Here is a 16,554-nt window from a genome sequence, read left to right as displayed (position 1 = left end):
GATTCAGCGACCCCTTACAGCTTCATCAGGCTGGCGTCGTCGACCGAGGCCGAGTGGCGGGTACGGAACAGCGACACGATGATCGCGAGCCCGACCACGACCTCCGCGGCGGCGACGACCATCGTGAAGAAGGCGATGATCTGGCCGTCGAGATTGCCGTGCATGCGGGAGAAGACGACGAACGCGAGGTTGCAGGCGTTGAGCATCAGCTCGATGCACATGAAGACGACGATCGCGTTTCGTCTGATCAGCACACCGGTGGCGCCGATCGTGAACAACAGGGCGGCGAGATAGAGGTAGTAGACCGGGTTCACTTCGATGCCTCCTCGGGCCGCTTGAGGTTCTCCGGCTCGATCGGCGTCCGCTCCAGCCGTTCCTCGGCGCGCTGTTCCAGGGCCCGCAGGTCGTTGAGGGCCTCCGCGGACACGTCACGGATCTGGCCGCGGTCGCGCAGCGTCTTGTTGACCGTGAGCTCGGACGGCGTGCCGTCGGGCAGCAGGCCGGCGATGTCGACGGCGTTGTGCCGGGCGTAGACGCCGGGGGCGGGCAGCGGCGGCAGGTGCTTGCCTTCACGGACGCGCAGTTCGGACTGCTCGCGCTGGGTCTTGGCGCGCTCGGTGCGCTCGCGGTGGGTGAGCACCATGGCGCCGACGGCCGCGGTGATGAGCAGGGCACCGGTGATTTCGAAGGCGAAGACGTACTTGGTGAAGATGAGGGCGGCGAGGCCCTCCACATTGCCGTTGGCGTTGGCCTGGCCGGTGCCGTTGAAGTTCTTGAGGGAGGCGTTGGCGATGCCCGCGAAGAGCAGGACGCCGAAGCCGACCCCACAGAGAAGGGCCAGCCAGCGCTGGCCCTTGATGGTCTCGGTCAGGGAGTCGGCGGCGGTAACGCCGACCAGCATCACCACGAAGAGGAACAGCATCATGATCGCGCCGGTGTAGACGACGATCTGCACGATGCCCAGGAAGTAGGCGCCGTTGGCGAGGTAGAACACCGCCAGGATGATCATGGTGCCGGCGAGACAGAGGGCGCTGTGCACGGCCCTCTTCATGAGGACGGTGCCCAGGGCGCCGAACACGGCGACGGTGCCGAGGACCCAGAACTGGAAGGCCTCCCCGGTGGAGGTGGCGTAGGCGGCGAGCTGCGGGCCCATCATGCCTCCACCTCCTCGTCCTGCGCCGCGTCCGAAGGGCCTGCCCATTGAGGCTGTTCGCCCTTGGAGACGGCCACCTGCTGGACGGTCCCGGGCGCGGCCTCGGTCACCAGGCCCCGGTAGTAGTCCTGTTCGTCGGTGCCCGGGAAGATCGCGTGCGGGCTGTCGACCATGCCCTCTTCGAGGCCGGCGAGCAGCTGCTCCTTGGTGTAGATGAGGTTGGCGCGGCTGGTGTCGGCGAGCTCGAACTCGTTGGTCATCGTGAGTGCGCGCGTGGGGCACGCCTCGATGCACAGGCCGCACAGGATGCAGCGGGCGTAGTTGATCTGGTAGACGCGGCCGTAGCGCTCACCCGGCGAGTAACGCTCCTCGTCGGTGTTGTCGGCGCCCTCCACGTAGATGGCGTCGGCGGGGCAGGCCCAGGCGCACAGTTCGCAGCCGACGCACTTCTCCAGGCCGTCCGGATGGCGGTTGAGCTGGTGCCGTCCGTGGAACCGCGGAGCCGTGGTCTTCTTCTGCTCCGGGTACTGCTCGGTCAGCCGCTTCTTGAACATGGCCTTGAAGGTCACGCCGAAGCCGGCCACGGGGTTCAGGAAACCGGGCTCGGTCTCCTTGGGCTCCTCAGCCATCGGACGCCTCCTTTCCATCCGTAGATCCGTCACTGACAGTGTCCGGTCCACCACTGACAATCAGCTCCCGCTCCCGGCGCGGGCTGCGCCGAGGCACCGGCGGCAGCTCCTGTCCGGGCAGCGGCGGCACGGGGAAGCCGCCTGCCATCGGGTCGAACGCGACCGGCTCGGCGGCGGGCTGCGCGCCCTCCCTGCCGCCCTTGTCGCGGAACATGTCGACGACGAAGGACAGGACTAGCAGCGCGAGGATTCCGCCGCCGACGTAGAGGGCGATGTCGCTGAAGCCGTAGTTCTCGTTGCGGAGGGTCCGTACGGTGGCGACGAGCATCAGCCAGACGACCGAGACCGGGATGAGGACCTTCCAGCCGAGTTTCATCAGCTGGTCGTAGCGCACCCGCGGAAGGCTGGCGCGCAGCCAGACGAAGACGAACAGCAGCACGACGACCTTGGCGACGAACCAGAGCATCGGCCACCAGCCGTGGTTGGCGCCCGCCCAGACGGTGCTGATCGGCCAGGGGGCGCGCCAGCCGCCGAGGAACAGCGTCGTCGACACGGCAGCGACCGTCACCATGTTGACGTACTCGGCGAGCATGAACATCGCGAACTTGATCGACGAGTACTCGGTGTTGAAGCCGCCGACCAGGTCGCCCTCGGACTCCGGCATGTCGAAGGGGGCGCGGTTGGTCTCGCCGACCATGGTGACGACGTAGATGATGAACGAGACCGGCAGCAGCACGATGTACCAGCGGCCCTGCTGCTGGTCGACGATCGTGGACGTCGACATCGAGCCCGAGTACAGGAACACCGACGCGAACGCGGCGCCCATGGCGATCTCGTAGGAGATCATCTGCGCGCAGGAGCGCAGGCCGCCGAGGAGCGGGTAGGTGGATCCGGAGCTCCAGCCGGCGAGGACGATGCCGTAGATGCCGACGGAGGCGACCGCGAGGATGTAGAGCATCGCGATCGGCAGGTCGGTGAGCTGCATCGTGGTGCGGTGGCCGAAGATCGAGACCTCGTTGTCGGCCGGTCCGAACGGGATGACCGCGATGGCCATGAACGCCGGGATGGCCGCGACGATCGGCGCCAGGATGTAGACGGCCTTGTCGGCGCGTTTGACGATGAGGTCTTCCTTGAGCATCAGCTTCACGCCGTCGGCGAGCGACTGGAGCATGCCCCAGGGGCCGTGCCGGTTGGGGCCGATGCGCAGCTGCATCCAGGCGATGACCTTGCGCTCCATGACGATGGAGACCAGCACGGTCACCATCAGGAAGGCGAAGCAGAAGACCGCCTTGACGACGACCAGCCACCAGGGGTCGCGGCCGAACATGGAGAGGTCTTCAGCAGCGAGGTACGGGTACGGGCTCATGCCTCCACCTCCTTGGGGGCCTCATCGGCGGTGGCCGCCGGGCCGATGCGGACGAGTGCGCCGGGCAGCGCCCCGGTGTCGGAGGCGACGCCGCCGCCCACGGAGTTCAGCGGGAGCCAGACCACGCGGTCGGGCATCTCGGTGATCCTGAGCGGGAGTGCGACGGTGCCGGCGCCCGAGGTCACGGCGACCAGCTCGCCGTTCGCGATGCCGGCCTCGGCGGCGGTCGCGGCGGACAGGCGGGCGTGGGCGGCGTGCCGGGTGCCGGCGAGGGCCTCGTCGCCTTCCTGGAGGACGCCCTGGTCGAGCAGGAGCCGGTGTCCGGCGAGCACGGCCTCCCCGGCCGCCGGCCGCGGCAGCGGTCCCGCCGTCTCCAGCGGCTCGGAGGCCTTCGGCCCGTCCCAGGCGCCGAGCCGGTCGAGTTCCGCGCGCGTGGTGCGCAGGTCGGGCAGGCCGAGGTGGACGTCCATGGCGTCGGCGAGCATCTGCAGCACGCGCGCGTCGGTGGGCGCGAGCCGCCGGGTCATCTGCTCGGGCTTGAGCGCGGCCTCGAAGAACCGCACCCGGCCTTCCCAGTTGAGGAAGGTGCCGGCCTTCTCGGCGACGGCGGCGACCGGGAGGACGACATCGGCGCGCTCGGTGACCTCGCTGGGCCGCAGCTCCAGCGAGACCAGGAAGCCGACGGCTTCGAGTGCGGCACGCGCGCGCGTGGGGTCGGGCAGGTCGGCGACCTCGACGCCGGCGACCAGCAGGGCGGAGAGTTCACCGCGGGCGGCGGCCTCGATGATCTGGCCGGTGTCGCGGCCGTAGCGGAGCGGGAGTTCGGACACGCCCCAGGCGGCGGCGACCTCGTCACGCGCGCGTGGGTCGGTGGCCGGGCGTCCGCCGGGCAGCAGCGACGGCAGCGCGCCCGCCTCGATCGCGCCGCGCTCACCGGCCCGGCGCGGGATCCACACCAGCTGTGCGCCGGTGGCGGTGGCGGCCCGTACGGCGGCGGTCAGGCCGCCGACGACCGATGCCAGCCGCTCGCCGACGACGATCACCGCGCCCTCGGTGCGCAGCGCCTCGGCGGCCTGGGTGCCGGGCTCCTCCAGGCCGACGCCGCTCGCGAGCGCGTCCAGCCATTCGGTCTCGGTGCCGGGCGCGGCCGGCAGCAGCGTGCCGCCGGTCTTCTCCAGGCCGCGCGTGGCGTGCGTGGCGAGCGAGAACACCTTCTGCTTGTGCTTGCGCCAGGCCTTGCGCAACCGCAGGAAGACGCCGGGCGCCTCCTCCTCCGACTCGAACCCGACCAGCAGCACGGCGGGCGCCTGTTCCAGCGAGGTGTAGGTGACGCCCGTACCGTCGAGGTCGCGGCCGCGGCCTGCGATCCGGGCGGCCAGGAAGTCGGCTTCCTCGCTGCTGTGCACGCGCGCGCGGAAGTCGATGTCGTTGGTGTCGAGGGCGACGCGCGCGAACTTGCTGTACGCGTAGGCGTCCTCGACGGCGAGCCGGCCGCCGGTGAGGACGCCGGCCCGGGAACGGGCCGCGGCCAGTCCCTGGGCGGCCGCGTCGAGCGCCTCCGGCCAGGAGGCGGGTTCGAGAACGCCCTGCGCGTTGCGGACCAGCGGGGTCTCCAGGCGGTCCTTCTGCTGCGCGTACCGGAACCCGAAGCGCCCCTTGTCGCAGATCCACTCCTCGTTGACCTCGGGGTCGTTGGCGGCGAGCCGCCGCATGACCTTGCCGCGCCGGTGGTCGGTGCGGGTGGCGCAGCCGCCCGAGCAGTGCTCGCACACGGACGGCGAGGAGATCAGGTCGAAGGGACGGGAGCGGAAGCGATACGCCGCCGAGGTCAGCGCGCCCACCGGGCAGATCTGGATGGTGTTCCCGGAGAAGTACGACTCGAACGGGTCGCCCTCGCCGGTGCCGACCTGCTGGAGCGCGCCGCGTTCCAGGAGCTCGATCATCGGGTCGCCGGCGACCTGGTTGGAGAACCGGGTGCAGCGCGCGCACAGCACGCACCGCTCACGGTCGAGAAGCACCTGGGTGGAGATGGGGAGGGGCTTCTGGAAGGTGCGCTTCTTGCCGTCGAAACGGGACTCGGCGTTGCCGTGCGACATCGCCTGGTTCTGCAGCGGGCATTCGCCGCCCTTGTCGCAGACCGGGCAGTCCAGCGGGTGGTTGATGAGCAGCAGCTCCATCACCCCGTGCTGGGCCTTCTCGGCGACCGGGGAGGTGAGATGGGTCTTCACCACCATGCCGTCGGTGCAGGTGATCGTGCAGGACGCCATGGGCTTGCGCTGGCCCTCGACCTCGACGATGCACTGGCGGCAGGCGCCGGCCGGGTCCAGCAGGGGGTGGTCGCAGAAGCGCGGGATCTCGATGCCGAGCTGCTCGGCGGCGCGGATGACCAGGGTGCCCTTGGGCACGCTGATCTCCACGCCGTCGATCGTCAGCGTGACGAGGTCCTGCGGCGGAACCGCCGCCGTCCCCCCCGAGGAGGGGGAACTCGTGGTCACGGTCATGCGTTCACCTCCGGGCGGTCCGCCCAGGCCGTCGACTTGGCCGGGTCGAAGGGGCAGCCCCGGCCCGTGATGTGCTGTTCGTACTCCTCGCGGAAGTACTTGAGCGAGGAGAAGATCGGGGACGCGGCGCCGTCGCCGAGGGCGCAGAAGGACTTGCCGTTGATGTTGTCGGCGATGTCGTTCAGCTTGTCGAGGTCGGACATCACGCCCTTGCCGGCCTCGATGTCGCGCAGCAACTGCACCAGCCAGTAGGTGCCTTCACGGCACGGGGTGCACTTGCCGCAGGACTCGTGCGCGTAGAACTCGGTCCAGCGGGTGACGGCGCGCACGACGCAGGTGGTCTCGTCGAAGCACTGGAGGGCCTTGGTGCCGAGCATGGAACCGGCCGCCCCCACTCCTTCGTAGTCGAGAGGGACGTCGAGGTGCTCGTCGGTGAACATGGGCGTCGAGGAGCCGCCCGGCGTCCAGAACTTCAGGCGGTGGCCGGTGCGCATTCCCCCGCTCATGTCGAGGAGCTGGCGCAGGGTGATGCCGAGCGGTGCCTCGTACTGGCCGGGGCTGGTGACGTGGCCGCTCAGCGAGTAGAGCGTGAAGCCGGGTGACTTCTCGCTTCCCATCGACCTGAACCAGTCCTTGCCCTTTTGCAGGATGGCGGGAACCGAGGCGATGGACTCGACGTTGTTCACAACAGTCGGGCAGGCGTAGAGCCCTTCGACAGCCGGGAAGGGGGGACGCAGTCGCGGTTGACCACGGCGGCCTTCGAGCGAGTCGAGCAGTGCGGTCTCCTCACCGCAGATGTACGCGCCGGCGCCGGCGTGCACGGTGAGCTCCAGGTCGAGACCGCTGCCCAGGATGTTCTCACCGAGGTAGCCGGCCGCGTAGGCCTCGCGCACGGCCTCGTGCAGCCGCCGCAGGACGGGCACGACTTCACCACGCAGATAGATGAAGGCATGCGACGACCGGATGGCGTAGCACGCGATCACGATGCCCTCGATGAGGCTGTGCGGGTTCGCGAAGAGGAGCGGGATGTCCTTGCAGGTCCCGGGCTCCGACTCGTCGGCGTTGACAACCAGATAGTGCGGTTTGCCATCTCCCTGCGGAATGAACTGCCACTTCATCCCGGTGGGGAATCCCGCGCCGCCCCGGCCGCGCAGCCCGGACTCCTTGACGTAGGCGATCAGGTCGTCCGGTGACATGGCGAGCGCCTTGCGGAGGCCCTCGTATCCGTCGTGCCGCCGGTAGACGTCCAGCGTCCAGGACCGGTCCTCGTCCCAGAAGGCCGACAGCACGGGTGCGAGCAGCTTCTCGGGGCTGGTGTCCTTGAGATCGGGTACCACCGTCATCACTCCCCCTCCTCGGCGGCAGGCCCTGCCGGGTGCGACGGGTCGGAGGCCGAGGTCTCCTGCGGCGCGTCATGGGAACTGAGGTGCTCGGCCGGCGACGGCTCGTGTACCGTCCGGTCCTGCGGACCCGGGCGCGGATGGACCACGCGCGCGGGCGCGGACTCTCCCCTGGCCAGGTGGAGGCCCACCAGCGAGGCGGGTCCGGCGCTTCCGCTCTCCTCGACGGCCCCGGGCCGCTCGTCGGGGAAGCCGGCCAGGATCCGCGCGGTCTCCTTGAAGGTGCACAGCCGGGCCCCGCGGGTGGGCTCGACGTCCCGGCCCGCGCGCAGGTCGTCGACCAGGCGCCGGGCGCTCGCCGGGGTCTGGTTGTCGAAGAACTCCCAGTTGACCATCACGACCGGCGCGAAGTCGCAGGCCGCGTTGCACTCGATGTGCTCCAGGGTGACGCTGCCGTCGTCGGTGGTCTCGCCGTTGCCGACGCCCAGGTGCTCCTGGAGGGTCTCGAAGATGGCGTCGCCGCCCATCACCGCGCACAGCGTGTTGGTGCAGACGCCCACCTGGTAGTCGCCGGAGGGCTTGCGCCGGTACATCGTGTAGAAGGTGGCGACCGCGGTGACCTCCGCCGTGGTCAGCTCCAGCACGTCGGCGCAGAACTGCATGCCGGTGCGGGTGACATGCCCCTCCTCCGACTGCACGAGATGCAGCAGCGGCAGCAGCGCGGACCGGGAGTCGGGGTAGCGCGCGATGATGTCGCGCGCGTCCGTCTCCAGTCGGGCCCGGACGTCGTCCGGATACGCGGGCGCGGGCAGCTCGGGCATGCCCAGGCTGACGCCCCGCTCCGAAGAAGAGGTGTTCACCGGTCGACGCCTCCCAGTACCGGGTCGATGGACGCGATGACGACGATGACGTCGGCGACCTGGCCGCCCTCACACATCGCCGCGATGGCCTGCAGGTTGGCGAAGGACGGGTCGCGGAAGTGGACCCGGTAGGGGCGGGTGCCACCGTCGGAGACGACGTGCGCCCCGAGTTCGCCCTTGGGTGACTCGATGGCCGTGTAGACCTGTCCGGGCGGGACCCGGAAGCCCTCGGTGACCAGCTTGAAGTGGTGGATCAGGGCCTCCATGGAGGTGCCCATGATCTTCTTGATGTGGTCGAGGGAGTTGCCGAGTCCGTCCGGTCCCAGGGCGAGCTGGGCGGGCCAGGCGATCTTCTTGTCGGCGACCATGACCGGCCCGGGCTGGAGCCGGTCCAGGCACTGCTCGACGATCCTGAGCGACTGGCGCATCTCCTCCAGGCGGATCAGGAAACGGCCGTAGGCGTCCGAGGTCTCGGCGACGGCGACGTCGAAGTCGTAGTTCTCGTAGCCGCAGTAGGGCTGGGATTTGCGCAGGTCGTGCGGCAGGCCGGTGGCCCGCAGGATGGGGCCGGTGGCGCCGAGGGCCATGCAGCCGGCCAGGTCGAGATAGCCGATGCCCTGCATGCGGCCCTTGAAGACGGGGTTCCCGGTGGCGAGCTTGTCGTACTCGGGGAGGTTCTTCCGCATCTTCTTGATGAACTCGCGGATCTGGTCCACCGCGCCGGGTGGCAGGTCCTGGGCGAGTCCGCCCGGGCGGATGTACGCATGGTTCATCCGCAGGCCGGTGATGAGCTCGAAGAGGTCGAGAATCATTTCACGATCACGGAACCCGTAGATCATGAGCGTGGTGGCGCCCAGCTCCATGCCGCCGGTGGCGATGGCGACCAGGTGCGAGGACATCCGGTTCAGCTCCATCAGGAGCACTCGGATGATCGTGGCGCGGTCGGTGACCTGGTCCTCGATGCCGAGGAGTTTCTCGACGGCGAGACAGTAGGCGGTCTCGTTGAAGAAGGACGTCAGGTAGTCCATGCGCGTGACGAAGGCGGAGCCCTGCGTCCACGTGCGGTACTCGAGGTTCTTCTCGATGCCGGTGTGCAGATAGCCGACGCCGCAGCGGGTCTCGGTGACGGTCTCGCCGTCGATCTCGAGGATCAGCCGGAGCACCCCATGGGTGGAGGGGTGCTGGGGACCCATGTTGACGACGATGCGTTCGTCGTCGGCGCGGGCCGCGGACTGGACGATCTCGTCCCAGTCGCCACCGGTGACCGTATATACGGTGCCCTCGGTGGTCTCGCGCGCCGAGGCGGTCGACGCGGCGGATGCTGACTGTGTGCTCACGAGTACGACCTCCGCTGGTCCGGAGCCGGGATCTGGGCGCCCTTGTACTCGACGGGGATGCCGCCGAGGGGGTAGTCCTTGCGCTGCGGATGGCCCTGCCAGTCGTCCGGCATAAGGATGCGGGTCAGGGCCGGGTGACCGTCGAAGACGATCCCGAAGAAGTCGTAGGTCTCCCGTTCGTGCCAGTCGTTGGTCGGATAGACGGAGACCAGGGACGGGATGTGCGGGTCGGCGTCCGGGGCGCTGACCTCCAGCCGGATCAGCCGGTTGTGGGTGATCGAGCGCAGGTGGTAGACGGCGTGCAGCTCGCGGCCCTTGTCGTGGAGGTAGTGGACGCCGCTGACGCCGGTGCACAGCTCGAAGCGGAGCGCGGGGTCGTCGCGCAGGGTGCGGGCGACGCGCAGCAGGTGCTCGCGTTCGATGTGGAAGGTGACCTCGCCGCGGTCGACGACCGTCTTCTCGATGGCGTTGGCGGGCAGCAGGCCCTGTTCCTCCAGGGCACCCTCCAGCTCGTCGGCGACCTCGTCGAACCAACCGCCGTACGGGCGGGCCGCCGGCCCGGGGAGCCGGACGGAGCGGACCAGGCCGCCGTAGCCGGAGGTGTCGCCGCCGTTGTTGGCGCCGAACATGCCGCGCTGGACGCGGATCTCCTCGCCGCCCTGGCCTCGCTGGCCGGGGAGGTTGTCGGTGGCGAGGTCCTTCTCGGGATTGGCCCCGTTGTGGCCGTTCGCGTCGCTCACCGCAGCAGCCCCTTCATCTCGATCGTGGGCAGGGCCTTGAGCGCCGCCTCCTCCGCCTCGCGAGCCGCTTCCTGCGCGTTGACGCCGAGCTTGGAGCTCTGGATCTTCTGGTGGAGCTTGAGGATCGCGTCCAGCAGCATCTCGGGGCGGGGCGGGCAGCCGGGCAGGTAGATGTCGACCGGGACGATGTGGTCGACGCCCTGGACGATGGCGTAGTTGTTGAACATGCCGCCCGAGGAGGCGCAGACGCCCATGGAGATCACCCACTTCGGGTTGGGCATCTGGTCGTAGACCTGCCGCAGGACGGGCGCCATCTTCTGGCTGACCCGGCCGGCGACGATCATCAGGTCGGCCTGGCGCGGTGAGCCGCGGAAGACCTCCATGCCGAACCGTGCCAGGTCGTACCGGCCCGCTCCCGCCGTCATCATTTCGAAGGCGCAGCAGGCGAGGCCGAAGGTGGCGGGGAAGACGGACGCCTTGCGCACCCAGCCCGCGGCCTGCTCGACGGTGGTCAGCAGGAAACCGCTCGGCAGCTTTTCTTCGAGTCCCATGACTTAAAAGCCCCTCAGTCCCATTCCAGGCCGCCGCGCCGCCATACGTACGCGTACGCGACGAAGACGGTGAGCACGAAGAGCAGCATCTCCACGAGCCCGAAAACACCCAGGGCGTCGAAGGTGACGGCCCAGGGGTAGAGGAAGACGATCTCGATGTCGAAGACGATGAAGAGCATCGCCGTCAGGTAGTACTTGATCGGGAAACGCCCGCCGCCGGCCGGCGTGGGGGTCGGCTCGATTCCGCACTCGTAGGCTTCGAGCCTGGCGCGGTTGTACCGCTTCGGACCGATCAGCGTGGCCATGACCACGGAGAAGATCGCAAAGCCTGCCCCGAGGGCTCCCAGTACGAGGATGGGCGCATACGCGTTCACCGCTCCTCGCTCCTCTCAGTCGGCACTGACTGGTGGCGGTTCGACCGGGCCCACTCACCTCATCCGTCACACGAACCCCGCGCGTCCCGGGCGAAGATCGCGAACATGTGAAGCAGGTCACAAGCCCAGCTGCCTCGCATCTTATGCCCGTCGCTCTGTGATCTGCGACACGGGGTATTACACAAGCTTTGTGATCTCCACCACCTGACGATCGATCATGAAGTCGGATGAGTGGTGATCTTCGCACTCGAAGCGTTCAGCTGATCACCAGAGGTGACATTTTCGCCCGTCGGCGCAGGCGGGAGGGGGTCTCGGGCAGGCGCCTCCATATCAAGAGGGTTCCCCTGCATGCAAATTCGCGATGGACGGATGACCTTGATAGGGGACCGCGTTCACACGTCAGAGGGAGGAGCGGGGGGTGATGTGGACGCGTGCACACGTTCACGAACTCGGGCGGCCTCGATCCGCGCACGAGACGCACCCCTCCCGGTAACCGTTCCGTGACCTCCGCCACATTGATGAGAGGCGCCTGAGAGCCGGGCTTGGCCAATCATCTCAACCGATGGTAGGTGGGGGGCAATTCGGACGTTATGACGAAAGAACGTGATCACAGGCGTGATCACGGGCGCCCGCAATGTCCGTTACGGCGTCAATAAGGAATGACAGGCGCAGGATTCACGGCCCCGATTGAACAACTGTGGCGCACCACACGTTTCTTGAAGATATGAAGGAGCCCCTGGTACCGGTTGTTCCCATGTCCCACACCGCTCACATACGCAGCCACCGGAAACCCCGCCGCAGCGCGACGACAAGCATCGCCGTGCGCGCCGGAGTTGCCAGTGGCGTCCTCGGGATGGCGGCGGCGGGCGCGGCCTCGGCGAGTGCCGCCGAACCCGTGACGCAGACGCTCGAACTGCCCACCCTGACGGCCGATCTGGCCACCCAGGTGGCACAGTCCGCCGACGCCACGCAGCAGGCCGCCGCGAACTACGCGCTCCAGGCCGAGCGCGACGCGGCTGCCGCAAAGGCCGCGAAGCAGGCCAAGTCGGACCTCGCCGAGGCGAAGAAGAAGGCCGAGGCCAAGAAGAAGGCCGAGGAGGCCCGCAAGGAGGCCGCTCAGCGCGCCGCCTCCCGCAGCGCCGAGCGGACCACGCTCAGCGCCACCTCCACGGCCTCCAGCGCCTCCACGAGCACGTCCACGGCGACGGGTTCGGCCGCCGCTGTGGTCGCCTTCGTGAAGGCACAGATCGGCGACGCCTACGTCTCCGGCGGCACGGGCCCCAACTCGTGGGACTGCTCGGGTCTCGTGCAGGCCGCCTTCAAGTCGGTCGGCGTCAGCCTGCCGCGCGTCTCCCAGGACCAGTCGACGCAGGGCACCCAGGTCTCGCTGAGCAACCTCCAGCCCGGCGACATCCTCTACTGGGGCAGCGCCGGCAGCGCGTACCACGTGGCCGTGTACGTCGGCGACGGCATGTTCGTGGGCGCGCAGAACCCTTCCAGCGGCGTCGGGGAGCACCCGCTGTCGTACGACCCGCCGACCGGCGCGGTGCGGGTGCTCTGACAACAGGGGCGACCTGAGACAACCCGACACAACTCGGGCATCGCACAAGCACGGTAGGGCCGCAGCCGCTCGGGGGCAGCGGCCCTTCCGGCGTGCCGCCCCGCGGGCGGCCGCCCGCGGCAGCCCTGCGACGCTCCTGCGGCGGCCCGCCCCCACCGCGGGCCGTCCCGCCACTGTGGGCCGCGCCATCACCGCGGGCCGTCCCGCCACCGCGGGCCGTCCCCCCACCGCGGGCCGTCCCGCCACCGCGGGCCGTCCGGCCGCCACGGGCCGTCCCCCTTGCCTCGGTTTTCCACAGCCCCGCGCCAGGGTTTTCCACAGGCCCGCCCGTGATCCGGTGGCTCCTGGGATCCTCGATGCATGCCGCTCGCACGGAGCGGCCCGAGACCCGAGAAGGGGACACCGCGATGCCACGCGTCTTCGTCCAGGGAAACCCCATGGACTACTACCCCCGTCACGCCCCCGAGGCCCGACGCGGTTCGGTGCGCCGGATCACCGAGACCGGCGAGGAGGTCCTGCACAAGCCGTGCCGGGACGTCACGGAGTTCGGACCCGACCTCGCCGCGCTCATCGACGACATGTTCCTCACCATGTACATCGCCGAGGGAGCCGGCCTCGCGGCCAACCAAGTCGGGGTCGATCTCCGGCTGTTCGTGTACGACTGCCCCGATGACGATGGTGTCCGACATGTCGGGCACATCGTCAATCCCGTCCTGGAAGCACAGGGCCCGGCCGGTCGGCGGCTGCTCGACGACAGCGAGGGCTGCCTTTCGGTGCCGGGTGCCGTCATGGACGTTCCACGCCCGGACCGGGCGATCGTGCACGGACTGGACAAGGACGGCGATCCGGTCACCCTGGAGGGAACAGGGTATTTCGCCCGCTGTCTCGCGCACGAGACCGACCATGTGAACGGACGCGTGTATCTCGACCGGCTCTCCGGGCGGGAGCGGAAGGAGGCACTGCGGCAGGTGGCGGCCCGGCGGGAGGAGGTCTACGCCCGCAGAGCCGCCAACATCGAGGCGCTCACCGCCTAGCGCCGCTCACCTCGGGCCGGCGCTGACCTTGTAGCGGCGCTCACGCCTTCGGGGCCACCTTGCTCAGGCCGTTGATGATGCGGTCCATCGCGTCACCGCCGGTGGGGTCGGTGAGGTTCGCCAGGAGCTTCAGGGTGAACTTCATCAGCAGCGGGTGGGTCAGGCCGCGCTGGGCCGCGATCTGCATGACCTTCGGGTTGCCGATGAGCTTCACGAAGGCACGGCCCAGCGTGTAGTAGCCGCCGTAGGTGTCCTTGAGAACGCGCGGGTAGCGCTGCAGGGCGATCTCCCGCTGGCCGGGCGTGGCCCGCGCGTGCGCCTGGACGATGACGTCGGCGGCGATCTGGCCGGACTCCATGGCGTAGGCGATGCCCTCGCCGTTGAAGGGGTTCACCAGGCCGCCGGCGTCGCCGACGAGGAGCAGGCCGCGCGTGTAGTGGGGCTGGCGGTTGAAGGCCATGGGGAGGGCCGCGCCGCGGATCGGGCCGGTCATGTTCTCCGGGGTGTAGCCCCAGTCGGCGGGCATGGAGGCGCACCAGGCCTTGAGGACCTCGCGCCAGTCCAGTTCCTTGAAGGAGTCGGAGGTGTTCAGGACACCCAGGCCGACGTTGGAGGTGCCGTCACCCATGCCGAAGATCCAGCCGTAGCCCGGCAGCAGGCGGTCCTGGGGGCCGCGGCGGTCCCAGAGCTCCAGCCAGGACTCCAGGTAGTCGTCCTCGTGACGGGGGGAGGTGAAGTAGGTCCTTACGGCCACGCCCATCGGGCGGTCCTCGCGGCGGTGCAGGCCCATCGCGAGGGAGAGCCGGGTGGAGTTGCCGTCGGCGGCCACGACGAGCGGCGCGTGGAAGGTGACTTCGCGCTTCTCCTCGCCGAGCTTGGCGTGCACACCGGTGATCCGGCCGGTGCGGTCGTCGATGATCGGGGCGCCGACGTTGCAGCGCTCGAAGAGGCGGGCGCCCGCCTTCTGCGCCTGACGGGCGAGCTGTTCGTCGAAGTCGTCGCGCTTGCGGACCAGACCGTAGTCGGGGAAGGAGGCGAGATCCGGCCAGTCCAGCTGGAGGCGGGTGCCGCCGCCGACGATGCGCAGGCCCTTGTTGCGCAGCCAGCCGGCCTCCTCGGAGATGTCGATGCCCATGGCGACCAGCTGCTTCACCGCGCGCGGGGTCAGGCCGTCGCCGCACACCTTCTCGCGCGGGAACTCGGTCTTCTCCAGCAGGAGCACGTCGAGACCGGACTTGGCGAGGTGGTACGCCGTCGTGGAGCCGGCTGGCCCCGCGCCGACGACGATGACATCGGCGGTGTTTTCGGAGAGGGGCTCGGTCACGACAGGGTCTCCCCAAGGCTCGAAATCTGCGTGCCGACCGGCACTGGACATGGGCAGTCTATTCAGCGGTACTGATCACCCGGCTGAAGGGCTGCCCCTGTGAACCGAGCTCTCCCCGCGGTACGGCTGCGTGTGCCCACGCACGAGGACGCGTTCGCCTGGTACCGGGTCTTCGACGACCCGGACGTCATGGAGTTCCACGGCGGCAGGTCCGCGGAGCTGTCCGTCTACGAGGAGCTCACCGCCCGGCAGCGCCGGCACGACGCGGAGTTCGGTTTCTGCCTGTGGAAGATGGCGGACGAGGCCGGGCGGGTCATCGGCTTCACCGGCGCCCAGCCGTGGCCGCGGGACTGGGGGCCCCAGGGCGAGATCGAGATCGGCTGGCGGCTCGGCCGGGAGTACTGGGGCAAGGGGTACGCCACGGCCGCGGCGCTGACGACGCTGGAGCGGCTGCGCGCGGCGGGCGTGCCGAGGGTGGTGGCGATGGTGCGGCCCGGGAACGAGCGGTCGGTCGCGGTGACCCGCCGTCTCGGGATGGAGCTCGCGGAGACGTTCCCGCACCCGCGGCTCCGGGAGGACGCGCTCTGCTTCCGGCTCGACCTGCGAGACGATTACACAGAGTAACGATCTGCTACAGAAAGACACTTGGCGCTTCCGGCTGCCATATGCCGGGGGTTACCCTTCCAGTACCGCTGGGGGTGACATCTGTGCATATAACACCCAAAACACCCGAAGTGCGCGTGCCACGGCTGGTAGGGCTGATGGCCATGGACGCGCGCGAGACCGCCCAGGCGCGGGGACTGTTCCTCAACGCGCCGGACCGGCCGGACTTCCATCTCACGGTCGTCGACTACGTCGTACGCCAGTTCCCGCAGCCCGGTGCCGAGGTGCCGCGGGACTCGCTGGTGTACGTGTGGTTCGACTTCGGTGAGGGCGAGGGCGGCGGAGGCGTGCGCGAGCCACGCCTGCCACGGCCACCGACGGGCGGGCTGCAACGGGAGCTGGACCAGCCCGGTGACACCTTCGAGGTGATCGGCGGGTGACGCCCGGGACGGGGCTCAGGCCTCCCGGAAGCGGGCTCAGGCCTCCTTGAAGCCCCGGTGCAGGGCGACGACCCCGCCGGTGAGGTTGCGCCAGGCCACCTCGGACCAGCCCGCCTCGCGCAGCCGTCCGGCCAGCGCGGGCTGGTCGGGCCAGGCGCGGATGGACTCCGCGAGGTAGACGTAGGCGTCCGGGTTGGAGGAGACCGCGCGGGCGACCGGCGGCAGCGCACGCATCAGGTACTCGGTGTAGACGGTCCGGAAGGGCGCCCAGGTGGGGTGCGAGAACTCGCAGATCACCACCCGGCCGCCGGGGCGCGTCACGCGGTACATCTCCCGCAGAGCGGCGTCGGTGTCCTGGACGTTGCGCAGGCCGAAGGAGATCGTCACGGCGTCGAAGGTGTCGTCCTTGAACGGCAGCCTGGTGGCGTCCCCGGCGGTGAAGGGCATCCAGGCGGTGCGCCGCTTGCCGACCTGGAGCATCCCGAGGGAGAAGTCGCAGGGCACCACGTAGGCGCCGGCCCGGACGAACGGCTGGGAGGAGGTGCCCGTCCCGGCCGCCAGGTCGAGGACCTTCTGCGCGGGCCGCGCGTCCACCGCCCGGGCGACCTCCTTCCGCCAGTGCCGGTCCTGGCCGAGCGACAGCACGTCGTTGGTCAGGTCGTACCGTTCCGCCACGTCGTCGAACATAGAGGCGACTTCGTGCGGCTGCTTGTTCAGGGAGGCGCGGGTCACCTCGCCATT

Annotated in this window: 17 protein-coding genes; 4 read left to right on the top strand and 13 right to left on the bottom strand. The window is 69.4% G+C overall.

The window, feature by feature from the left end:
- Positions 1-14: 14 nt before the first annotated feature.
- The 11 genes from nuoK to ACZ4N4_RS41580 are packed head-to-tail and all read right to left on the bottom strand — an operon-like array spanning position 15 to position 10,851.
- Positions 15-314: an NADH-quinone oxidoreductase subunit NuoK gene (gene nuoK, locus ACZ4N4_RS41630; protein ID WP_046726439.1), complete on the bottom strand. Its 300-nt coding sequence runs from the start codon at positions 312-314 to the stop codon at positions 15-17.
- Positions 311-1,153 carry an NADH-quinone oxidoreductase subunit J gene (locus ACZ4N4_RS41625; protein WP_467599122.1) on the bottom strand — a complete coding sequence of 281 codons (843 nt, stop codon included), beginning with the start codon at positions 1,151-1,153 and terminating at the stop codon, positions 311-313. Before ACZ4N4_RS41625 ends, nuoK begins: the two co-directional genes overlap by 4 nt.
- The gene (nuoI, locus tag ACZ4N4_RS41620) at positions 1,153-1,782 is read right to left on the bottom strand and encodes an NADH-quinone oxidoreductase subunit NuoI (RefSeq protein WP_453574584.1); all 630 of its coding nucleotides are present in this window, start codon (positions 1,780-1,782) and stop codon (positions 1,153-1,155) included. The genes ACZ4N4_RS41625 and nuoI overlap by 1 nt, the downstream gene beginning before the upstream one ends.
- Entirely contained in the window at positions 1,775-3,148 is a 1,374-nt protein-coding gene (nuoH, locus tag ACZ4N4_RS41615) for an NADH-quinone oxidoreductase subunit NuoH (protein ID WP_453574582.1), read from the bottom strand. The genes nuoI and nuoH overlap by 8 nt, the downstream gene beginning before the upstream one ends.
- Positions 3,145-5,649, bottom strand: a complete 2,505-nt coding sequence (locus ACZ4N4_RS41610; protein ID WP_453574580.1) for an NADH-quinone oxidoreductase subunit G — start codon at positions 5,647-5,649, stop codon at positions 3,145-3,147. Before ACZ4N4_RS41610 ends, nuoH begins: the two co-directional genes overlap by 4 nt.
- Positions 5,646-6,992 (bottom strand): NADH-quinone oxidoreductase subunit NuoF, encoded by a 1,347-nt coding sequence (gene nuoF, locus ACZ4N4_RS41605; protein ID WP_453574578.1) that lies wholly within the window; start codon positions 6,990-6,992, stop codon positions 5,646-5,648. The genes ACZ4N4_RS41610 and nuoF overlap by 4 nt, the downstream gene beginning before the upstream one ends.
- Positions 6,992-7,849 (bottom strand): NADH-quinone oxidoreductase subunit NuoE, encoded by an 858-nt coding sequence (gene nuoE / locus ACZ4N4_RS41600; protein WP_450754018.1) that lies wholly within the window; start codon positions 7,847-7,849, stop codon positions 6,992-6,994. The genes nuoF and nuoE overlap by 1 nt, the downstream gene beginning before the upstream one ends.
- On the bottom strand, positions 7,846-9,186 hold the full coding sequence (locus ACZ4N4_RS41595) for an NADH-quinone oxidoreductase subunit D (RefSeq protein WP_453574576.1): 1,341 nt from the start codon (positions 9,184-9,186) through the stop codon (positions 7,846-7,848). Before ACZ4N4_RS41595 ends, nuoE begins: the two co-directional genes overlap by 4 nt.
- A complete protein-coding gene (locus ACZ4N4_RS41590) occupies positions 9,183-9,926 on the bottom strand; it encodes an NADH-quinone oxidoreductase subunit C (RefSeq protein WP_450754014.1) in 744 nt (247 codons plus the stop codon). The genes ACZ4N4_RS41595 and ACZ4N4_RS41590 overlap by 4 nt, the downstream gene beginning before the upstream one ends.
- Positions 9,923-10,477, bottom strand: coding sequence for a NuoB/complex I 20 kDa subunit family protein (locus tag ACZ4N4_RS41585; protein WP_450754012.1), 555 nt, complete (start codon positions 10,475-10,477; stop codon positions 9,923-9,925). The genes ACZ4N4_RS41590 and ACZ4N4_RS41585 overlap by 4 nt, the downstream gene beginning before the upstream one ends.
- Before the next feature lie 14 nt (positions 10,478-10,491).
- Positions 10,492-10,851 (bottom strand): NADH-quinone oxidoreductase subunit A, encoded by a 360-nt coding sequence (locus tag ACZ4N4_RS41580; protein WP_086791863.1) that lies wholly within the window; start codon positions 10,849-10,851, stop codon positions 10,492-10,494.
- A 754-nt stretch (positions 10,852-11,605) separates the two neighbouring features.
- On the opposite strand from ACZ4N4_RS41580, the gene ACZ4N4_RS41575 reads away from it, so the two are divergent.
- Together ACZ4N4_RS41575 and def are read left to right on the top strand one after the other, a co-directional pair.
- The gene (locus tag ACZ4N4_RS41575) at positions 11,606-12,412 is read left to right on the top strand and encodes a C40 family peptidase (RefSeq protein WP_453574574.1); all 807 of its coding nucleotides are present in this window, start codon (positions 11,606-11,608) and stop codon (positions 12,410-12,412) included.
- A gap of 407 nt (positions 12,413-12,819) precedes the next feature.
- Positions 12,820-13,446, top strand: coding sequence for a peptide deformylase (def, locus tag ACZ4N4_RS41570; RefSeq protein ID WP_467598932.1), 627 nt, complete (start codon positions 12,820-12,822; stop codon positions 13,444-13,446).
- A gap of 40 nt (positions 13,447-13,486) precedes the next feature.
- Here def and ACZ4N4_RS41565 read toward each other — a convergent pair whose 3' ends face one another.
- Positions 13,487-14,821, bottom strand: a complete 1,335-nt coding sequence (locus ACZ4N4_RS41565) for a geranylgeranyl reductase family protein (RefSeq protein WP_450754005.1) — start codon at positions 14,819-14,821, stop codon at positions 13,487-13,489.
- Between the two features lie 48 nt (positions 14,822-14,869).
- On the opposite strand from ACZ4N4_RS41565, the gene ACZ4N4_RS41560 reads away from it, so the two are divergent.
- Positions 14,870-15,394 (top strand): GNAT family N-acetyltransferase, encoded by a 525-nt coding sequence (locus ACZ4N4_RS41560; protein WP_467598929.1) that lies wholly within the window; start codon positions 14,870-14,872, stop codon positions 15,392-15,394.
- A gap of 110 nt (positions 15,395-15,504) precedes the next feature.
- Positions 15,505-15,813 carry a PASTA domain-containing protein gene (locus tag ACZ4N4_RS41555; RefSeq protein WP_453379193.1) on the top strand — a complete coding sequence of 103 codons (309 nt, stop codon included), beginning with the start codon at positions 15,505-15,507 and terminating at the stop codon, positions 15,811-15,813.
- Between the two features lie 36 nt (positions 15,814-15,849).
- On the opposite strand, the gene ACZ4N4_RS41550 is transcribed toward ACZ4N4_RS41555, so the two are convergent.
- Complete coding sequence (locus ACZ4N4_RS41550) at positions 15,850-16,545, bottom strand: demethylmenaquinone methyltransferase (RefSeq protein WP_450753999.1); 696 nt, start codon at positions 16,543-16,545, stop codon at positions 15,850-15,852.
- Between the last annotated feature and the right edge of the window lie 9 nt (positions 16,546-16,554).

Source organism: Streptomyces sp. NPDC026538, from assembly GCF_055567535.1.
This window is presented reverse-complemented; position numbering and strand designations above follow the sequence as displayed.